An 8,629-nucleotide genomic window follows, 5' to 3' on the forward strand; every position below is an offset into this window, starting at 1 on the left:
CGTATGCTGCTGGAAGAAGATCGTTCAAAGCATCTTGGTAAAGAGCTTCTTCACCAAAACGTTGGTTGAAGATTGGACGTGGAATATGACCTTTACGGAATCCAGGTACGTTCAAGGTTTTCTTAACAGACTCAAACACACGGTCCAAAGCAGGTTTGATTTGCTCTTGACTGATGGTGAAAGTCAATACACCGTGGTTAGTTTCTTTGTTTTCAAATGATACAGACATTCTGTCTCTCCTTAAAATAATATAGTCATTCCTTATAATTTTACCACAAAACTTTGAAATTGCAAGTTTTAAAACGTTTTTGCCTCTCTTTTCATCCAAAAAAACTAGCCCTTAAAAGCTAGTTCTATTTATGATTTTCGGATAGGATCATCTAGGTAGAGAGCACGGGCACCACCGATCAATTTTGGCCGACTAGCGAGGGCTGTGACATGGGCTTCCCCTAGTTCACGTATAACAGGGCGAATCGGAACTTGTACGTGCTTGACGTGCATCCCCACTGAGGTATCTCCGATGTCTAAGCCCGCTTGGGCTGTGATAAATTCCACTTCGACAGGATCCTTGAAATACTTAAAAGCAGCGAGTTGTCCAGCTCCCCCTGCATGGAGACTAGGAAGGACATTGACGATTTCTAGCTCCTTCTTGTCTGCTAATTCCCGCTCGACCACCAAGGCGCGATTGAGGTGCTCACATCCTTGTACCGCTAGATAAATCCCTCTTGGATTCAACTCATCTAATAAGGTCTGGACAATAGCTTCAGCAATGTCGATGTTCGAGGCCTTTCCAATTTGCCCTCCTGCAACTTCACTTGAGGACATCCCGAGAACTAGAATCTGTCCCTGATGAAGACGGCTTTTTGCCAAAACATCTGCCAGGATTTCTTTTGTATCCTTGTTCAGTTGCTCCAAATCCATGAATTAGTTTCCTTTCTTTTGGAAGGCATAATAGACCACATAGCCTAAAGCCATTCCGACAAAATTCTGAGCAAGGTTGTTTGGAATGTCCGAGATAGCAGCTCCCCAGCCATTGCCTAAAAAGAGGGCAGAAGCTAGTGCATAACCGCCTACCATGACGACTGTCGCAAGAAGCAAGCCTAGGTAACGAGCTTTTCCCTTGAAGCCAGCGAAATAGCCTTGACCTCCGTGAAAGAGGAGGCTAAAGAACATCCACTGAGGATAGCCTGAAATGAGGTCGAGTAGGAAGGCTCCGACACCACCTACAATCGCACCTTCCTTGCGTCCAAAATAGAAGGCTGTGAAATAAACGCCAAGATCTAGCAGGGTGACGATCCCTGTCGGAGTTGGAAGTTTGGTATAGTAGCCAAGTACAACTGTCAAGGCTGTCAAAATAGAGAGGCGGGCAATGAGTTGAGTTCGATTAGATGTCATATTGTACTACTCCATACTGGTCTGAATGTTGAATCGCTTGGAAAACAAAGTCTTTAGAGGCTTTAACAGCTTCAAGTGGAGATTTTCCTTTTACCAACTGGCTGGAAATGCTAGACGCAAAGGTACAACCTGCTCCTGTATTGTTCTTTTCTAAGACCTGCTCTTCAATGATGGTGAAGTCCGTCCCATCATAAAAGACATCGATGGCCTTTTCTTTATTGAGACGATTGCCTCCTTTGACCACGACATTCGCTGCTCCTAATTCGTGGAGCTTGCGCGCTGCCTCCTTCATATCGTCGAGCGATTGAATCTTGCTTTGGGTCAAGATCTCAGCTTCTGGTAAGTTTGGCGTGATGATGGTCACATAAGGGAAGAACTTGATCAATTCGTCTCGAAGAGCTGAAACTTCTACATCATGGCTTTCCTTGCAGACCAAGACAGGATCGAGCACTACTGGGATCTCCGCATGAGCTTTGACATAGTCCAAGGCTAAGTCTGCCACTTCGACATTTGGCAAAAGACCGAGTTTAATAGCAGAAAAAGGAACATCCTTGAGAGAGTTGAGCTGTTGCGCAAAGGTCGTTGGATCCACCGGAATCACTTCAAAACCGTGCTCCGTCATAGCGGTCAAACAAGTTACCGCTACAAAACCATGCTGTTTATTAGTCGTATAGGTTGCAAGGTCTGCGTGAAGACCTCCCCCACTAAAAATATCATTTCCTGAAATAGCTAGAATCAATTCATTACTCATAACGGATCTCCTTTAAATATAAACCATTTGGCGCTGCTGTAGGACCTGCTAGATTGCGGTCCTTCTTTTCTAAAATTAGATCGATCTGCTCGATCGGCATCCGATCATTTCCGATCTTCAACAAAGTTCCCACCATATTGCGGATTTGCTTGTAGAGAAAACCATTGCCCGAAAAGGTAAAGACAAGGCGATGATGTTCTGCATCCTCGATCAAGCGAGCCTCTGTAATCGTACGAACCTTGTCTTCCACACTGGTTCCTGAAGCTGTGAAACCGCTAAAATCATGGGTTCCCTCCAACTTTTGGATGGCTGCTTGCATCTTTTCCACATCCAAAGGATAAGGGTAGTGGGTCGCATAGTGGCGCATCATGGGGTTCTTGGGACGACCATAATCCACGATAAATTCATAGGTCTTGCTGTGCTTCTTATAGCGTGAGTGAAAGTCATCTGCTACTTGCTCCACCCGGACGAAATCAATATCCTCTGGGGTTTGGGTATCGAGGGCAAAGCGAAGCTTCTCCTCGTCCCGCGCTTGGGGGAGATCAAAATGAATCACCTGGCCAAGAGCATGGACACCGGAATCCGTTCGCCCCGCTCCATGAACGGTAACAGGGGTTCCTTGATTGAGGCGCGTCAAGGTCTTCTCGATTTCCTCTTGCACACTACGGGCATGCGGTTGGCGTTGAAACCCTGCAAACAAGGTCCCATCATATGAAATGGTTGCTTTGTATCGTGTCATGGTTCTATTTTAGCAAGATATAGAAGGGGTTACAAGAGTGAAAAAACCAAACTGTCCGGGTACAGTTTTGCAAGCACAAAAAGAGGCTGGGACAAAAGTCCTAGCCTCTCAATTATTTTTGGATTGTCGAGCAAGACGCAGTGGTTGAGTGGGCTCTACTACGCTGATTTCCTCAGCTTTTACAGCCCTACTCAACTGTGCGGAGGTGGGACGACGAAATCGAATTCTAACGAATTACCGATTTCTGTCCCACTCTCCTAACTTCGACCTGTTACAAGTCAACTAGGTCTCAGTCTCTTTTTTTATTTTTCAAGTCTATTCCTGCTGCTCCTAAGATCGCCCCTAGTAAAGCGAGTCCCAGAGCAGATTCCACTCCTGTTTCCGGGAGTTGCTTGTTAGAAGATACTGCTTCTGAACGAACCTCTTTTTCCACAGCTGCTGGAATTGGCGATGGGGTATTTACTGGTGCTACTGGTTGATCCTTCGCGATCACTTGAGGTGTTGAAGGATCTGGAACCACTTTGTTTACGAGCACGTCTGATTTCACTGGTGCTTCTACTGAAGGGCTTGTTGGGATCACAATTTCTTTGGTACCGACTTCAACAATTTCTGCAACCGGCTCTGTGGCAACTTCTGTAGCGATCACTTTTCGACTTTGATCAAATGCCGAAACCTCTACATACTCAAGACCTTGCCCTTTAACCCCAGCCTGGATCACTCTGCGTTCTCCTTTAGCGAGATCTGGATTGGTCCGTTCCACAAGGTCAAAACCAAGTTCTTTTTCTACGATTTCAAGACTTGGTTTGTCTTCCACTAGGGCTTTGACGTCATTTTCAGCCAAGCTACCTACTTGCGTAATTGGCTTAAGCCCCGCAAGGGCTTGGGTCAGAGCAGCCACTTCTTGATCCACCTGATCTTGATGAGCACGGCTCACATTCCAATTCAAGCTATCTAAGACTTTCTCAAGTGCTGCGCGAGATTCTGGTGTGTATATGTCTAGATCTGTTGGCACCGTAGCAACTGCTTTTCTAAGAGCAGTGAAGTCTGCTTTGAAATAGTCCTTGTTATGGTTGGCAAAAGCTTCCATGAGATCAAAGACATTTTTTTCGATGTATTCTTCACTTGGGGTATCACACCAAACAGCTACCATGCTACCGACCATCGGCAAAGATGTTTCTGGATATGTTGTACTTGGGAGTTGTCTAAATGGAGTAGCAGCTGCATTGGCAATCGCTTTTTCAATATAACCACCACCTGTTTCAGGTGTTCTTCCCAAAACATAGTACCAGTCTCCGTTGGTGTTAAGGAATTTATACCCCTTATCTGCCAAATACTGTGGAGATGCGAGGTTATAGCCCCACCATCCCTTAGACCAATATGAAATCAAGACGTCCTTGTCAAAGGCGACATCATCTTCATCTCCATAATAGAAGCCATCGTTAAAGGCCATTGGCTGCAAGCCTTTTTCACGCGCCATGGCTGCAAGACTATTGGAATACTCAGCAAACTTACCATAGAGGTCATACCACTTGAGGTAGTACCAGCCTTGCGCACTGGTAGCGTCATTGGCATATTCATCCGTTCCATAATTAAAGATCTTAGACTTATCTTTGAAGTAGTCCATGTACTTACCAATCAAGGCTTTGGTAAAGTTGACTGCTGCTTCATTGGTCAAATCCATGGTTGTTTTTGAAACCGTATCAAAGCTGGCTTGTGGATTTTCAATGCCCAATTTTTCCATGGCCACCAACAAAGCATCCATGTGTCCAGGACTATTGACTGCCGCAATCAAGCCGATTCCTTTCGCAGTCGCATAAGCATGGAGTTCATCCATTTCTGCTTGGGTCAAGGCTTGACCATTTGGATCATCGTAATAGGCCTTGGTGCCTTCTAAAATGGCCTTTTTCACATCATCACTGGCATAGGTTTTGCCATTGGCTTCCACCGTCATATCATCGAGAACGAAGCGCATACCATCGTTTCCGACAAGGAGGTGCAAGTCAGAATAACCCAGCTCACTGGCCTTATCGACGATCCGTTTCAACTGATCCAGCGAGAAGTATTTGCGACCTGCATCGATCGAGATGACCTTCTTCATGGCGAGTTTTTCTGCTGCTTCTTTTGCAGCAACTTCTTTCGCGTAGCTTTCCGTATACACCAAAGCATCTTGAGCTGCTTTGAGATTGTCGATCAAGGTTTTGGCCTCTGCTCGAGTGGTATTTGCTCCTGCCCCTTCTAAAGCTTTTTTAGCTGCCGCAAAGGCTACTAGAGATTCCGGTGTATAGTGATCCAAATCAGTTGGAGCTTCTGAAAGAGCTTTTTCGACGACTTCAGGATCTGCTACAAAGTAGTCCGCATTCTTGTCCGCGAAAGCATGCATCAGCTTAAAGAGAAGGTCTTTTTTGTAGGTTGCAGATGGCGTATCTGCCCAGGCAGCTACCATGCCACCGATGAAGGGCACCTTAGCTCCATCATTTTTTTGAACTACATCAATCGCTGACTTGGAAATTCCTTCGAGGCCTTGATCAAGGTTGTACCAACCAGATCCAGCCTTGTCCCGTCCAAGCACATAATACCAAGCATCATTGGTATTAAGAATCTGATGACCTAGTTCGGACAAGAGTTTTGAAGAAGCGACATCATAGCCGTTCCAGCCACCTGTCCAGTAGGAGACAATGATATCCTTGTCAAAAGTGCCATAGGAAGTATCGCCATTGTAGTAGATTCCGTCATTAAAGGCCATTGGTTTCATCTTGTGTTTTTTCACAATAGCTGCTAGATCATTGGCGTATTGGATGAATTTTTCATAGCCTTTTTCTGGATAGCCTTCACCTGGCCAATGCTTGCTAGCTTGGAGAACCTGCCAACCATGGGCATCTGTGGCATCGTTGGCATATTCATCCAAACCAATGTTAAAAATGTCTGCCTTGCCGCTGAAATAAGCCGCATACTTGTCTACCAAAGCCTTGGTAAAGTCTAAGGCTTTTTGGTTGTCCAAATCAACTGTCCGAGCTGATTTCTTTGTACCAAAATAATTAAAGTGAGGGTTTTCGATCCCCAATTGTTCCATGGCTGTCAGAATCGCATCCATGTGACCTGGACTATTAATGGTTGGGATGACGCCTACTTTCTTCGATTTGGCGTAGGCTAAAATATCATCCATTTGAGCCTGGGTCAAGGCTGTCCCGTTCGGATCATCGTAATAAGCCTTCGTCCCTTTTTCAACCGCATCCGTCACGGCTTGGCTAGAATAAGAAGTATCTCCCACTTTCAAAGACATATCATCCAACACAAAGCGCAAACCGTCATTTCCAACTAGGAGATGCAAGTCTGTATAGCCCGTCTTACTTGCTTCATCAATGATTTCCTTGATTTGGTCTGGTGAGAAGTACTTGCGACCGGCATCGATCGAAACAATCTTTTTCTTGGCTAATTTTTCTTCTTGGTCAGGATCTTTAGCAGGCGTTTCCGTCGCTGGTTGAGCTGCCACATCCGACTCTGCGACAGAGCTCGCTTCTTCGCGAATCAAACGGTCAAGATCTGATACCCGCAGTTCACGATCAGGCAGTGTCGGTTGACTTTGATCGACGATTGGGGCAGGAGCCGTTGGTTTTTCTACTGTTGGCTGAGAAGCTTCCTCATTAAGAGAAATAGTTGACTCACCCTCGCTTGGCTGAGTTGGAACTGTCGTTGCAGGAATGTCTGTAACGCTCGTCGTATCTGCCGCTACAACCTGAGCGCCAGCAAAAAATCCTATGAGCACCGAAGCAGCTCCTACTGCATACTTGCGAATCGCATAACGTGGTTGATGTGATTTCATCAGGACCTCCTAAATTGTCTCTGTAATCGTTTTCTTAAATTTACCACGATATCTTAATAAATTCAATGAGGGTCCTCATTATTCTTTAATTAGGAGAGGAAGTTCTTGGATTCGATCCAAAATAAAACGAGCTCCTTACTCAAAAAGAAACTCGTTCATTTTTATAAATCATCTAAAGCATCTTTGACCTTGTCAAAGAACCCTTTTTTCTTTGGGTTGACCTTCAAATCACTTGCTTCCGCAAAGGCTTGAAGGGCTTCTTTTTGCTTGTCATTTAAACCAGTTGGGGTGACGACATTGACAGATACATATTGATCTCCCATGGCACCACCACGTAAGCTTGGAGCCCCTTTTCCACGGAGACGGAATTTCTTACCGGTTTGAGTTCCTTCAGGAATGACCAAATCGACATCTCCGTGAACGGTTGGCACATGGACCGTATCTCCAAGAGCTGCTTGGACAAAGTTCAAGTCTAACTTGTAGTAGATGGTTGAGCCATCTCGTTCGAAGCGATCGCTCGGCTCAACATTGACAACGACATACAAGTCACCATAAGGTCCACCGTTAAAGCCAGCTTCTCCTTGACCAGCTAAGCGGATTTGTTGACCCGTTTCAACTCCTGCAGGAATCTTGACGTTCACGCTATGAGCTTGTTTTTCATGACCTGTTCCACGACAAGTGCTACATGGATCTTTGATTTCTTGACCACGACCATGACAGACATCACAGGTCACTTGACGGCGCATCATCCCAAGAGGGGTTTGCGTATCCACATTGATGACTCCAGAACCATGACAGCGTCCACAGGTCACCGGACTAGTGCCTGGCTTAGCTCCAGAACCATGACAGGTATGACAGCTAGCTTCCCGATGGTACTTGACTTCTTTTTCCGCACCAAAAATCGCTTCTTCAAACTTGAGATTGACGCGGTATTGGAGGTCATCTCCTTGACGAGGAGCATTCGGATTACGACTTGCACCACCACCAAAGAAGCTAGAGAAGATGTCTTCAAAGCCACCAAAACCAGCACCATCAAAGCCACCAAAACCACCTGCTCCGCCACCGAAGCCACCATTGGCACCTGCAGCACCATATTGGTCATAAGCAGCCCGTTTTTGCTCGTCACTCAAAGTCTCATAAGCTTCTTGAACTTCCTTGTACTTTTCCTCAGCACCAGGCTCCTTGTTGATATCTGGGTGATATTTTTTAGATAATTTCCGATAGGCTTTCTTGATCTCATCTTGAGATGCATTCTTTGAAACGCCCAAACGGTCATAAAATTCAGTATTGTTCATAATTCAAGATACAAAGGGCGTTAAACGGACACAGCCAAAATAGGAGTTTTGACGACGGACGCTTGCGTCCTAGAAAAAACTATCTTTTTGGCACCGTCCGTAGCCCGTGTTCAGTTACGAACACTCTTTGTTCCTTTCTATAATTTTCATGTACATCTTTAGAGGGTGTTTTCTATACTTCGCTTCACTTGATCAAACTCTTGCTCCGATAGAGTAAATATCAAATCCTCTTCAGCATACTCGTTCTTTTCTTTAAAATAGTTGTCTGTATTAGCTGTCAACCCTAAACTTAGAATCACTTTTCTTGCAAACTCTTGATGGGCAAAACCGATAGCCGTAATGATTTGTTTATCTTGCACAACCAGTTTGGGTTGGAAATTCTCACGTGGAAGAAATTCAAAATAGTCAAAGAAGTTTTGCCAAATTCCACCTGTAAATTTCGTGTCCTTCAACAGACCTGCTTTCGCTAATAAAAGAGGCGCTGAAGAAATGGCTGCAATGAGGATATCTTGCTCACCAAGATCCCTCAAGAACGAAATCAATTTCTCATCCCGTAGGGCAGGTCCTATGTTGACCATTCCTGGCAAAATCACGCAAGAATACTCTTCTATACGGATTTGATCTAGTGT

General features: G+C 45.2%; 8 protein-coding genes. All 8 read right to left on the reverse strand.

The window, feature by feature from the left end:
- Window positions 1-229: trigger factor family protein (locus tag PAN06_RS11730; RefSeq protein ID WP_269796402.1), on the reverse strand; the 229-nt coding region annotated here is incomplete at its 3' end.
- A gap of 128 nt (window positions 230-357) precedes the next feature.
- Entirely contained in the window at window positions 358-921 is a 564-nt protein-coding gene (locus tag PAN06_RS11735) for a TIGR01440 family protein (protein WP_049472740.1), read from the reverse strand.
- Window positions 922-924: 3 nt separating this feature from the next.
- A complete protein-coding gene (locus tag PAN06_RS11740; protein WP_045759117.1) occupies window positions 925-1,395 on the reverse strand; it encodes an ECF transporter S component in 471 nt (156 codons plus the stop codon).
- The gene (locus PAN06_RS11745) at window positions 1,385-2,146 is read right to left on the reverse strand and encodes a bifunctional hydroxymethylpyrimidine kinase/phosphomethylpyrimidine kinase (RefSeq protein ID WP_247913876.1); all 762 of its coding nucleotides are present in this window, start codon (window positions 2,144-2,146) and stop codon (window positions 1,385-1,387) included. The genes PAN06_RS11740 and PAN06_RS11745 overlap by 11 nt, the downstream gene beginning before the upstream one ends.
- Complete coding sequence (truA, locus tag PAN06_RS11750) at window positions 2,139-2,885, reverse strand: tRNA pseudouridine(38-40) synthase TruA (protein ID WP_195487434.1); 747 nt, start codon at window positions 2,883-2,885, stop codon at window positions 2,139-2,141. The genes PAN06_RS11745 and truA overlap by 8 nt, the downstream gene beginning before the upstream one ends.
- A 289-nt stretch (window positions 2,886-3,174) precedes the next feature.
- Window positions 3,175-6,705, reverse strand: a complete 3,531-nt coding sequence (locus tag PAN06_RS11755) for a family 20 glycosylhydrolase (protein ID WP_269796403.1) — start codon at window positions 6,703-6,705, stop codon at window positions 3,175-3,177.
- A 161-nt stretch (window positions 6,706-6,866) separates the two neighbouring features.
- Complete coding sequence (dnaJ, locus tag PAN06_RS11760) at window positions 6,867-8,000, reverse strand: molecular chaperone DnaJ (protein ID WP_013904676.1); 1,134 nt, start codon at window positions 7,998-8,000, stop codon at window positions 6,867-6,869.
- A 158-nt stretch (window positions 8,001-8,158) separates the two neighbouring features.
- On the reverse strand, window positions 8,159-8,629 hold a 471-nt coding region (locus PAN06_RS11765), incomplete at its 5' end, for a DJ-1/PfpI family protein (protein ID WP_269796404.1).

The organism is Streptococcus sp. SM3 (genome assembly GCF_027497875.1).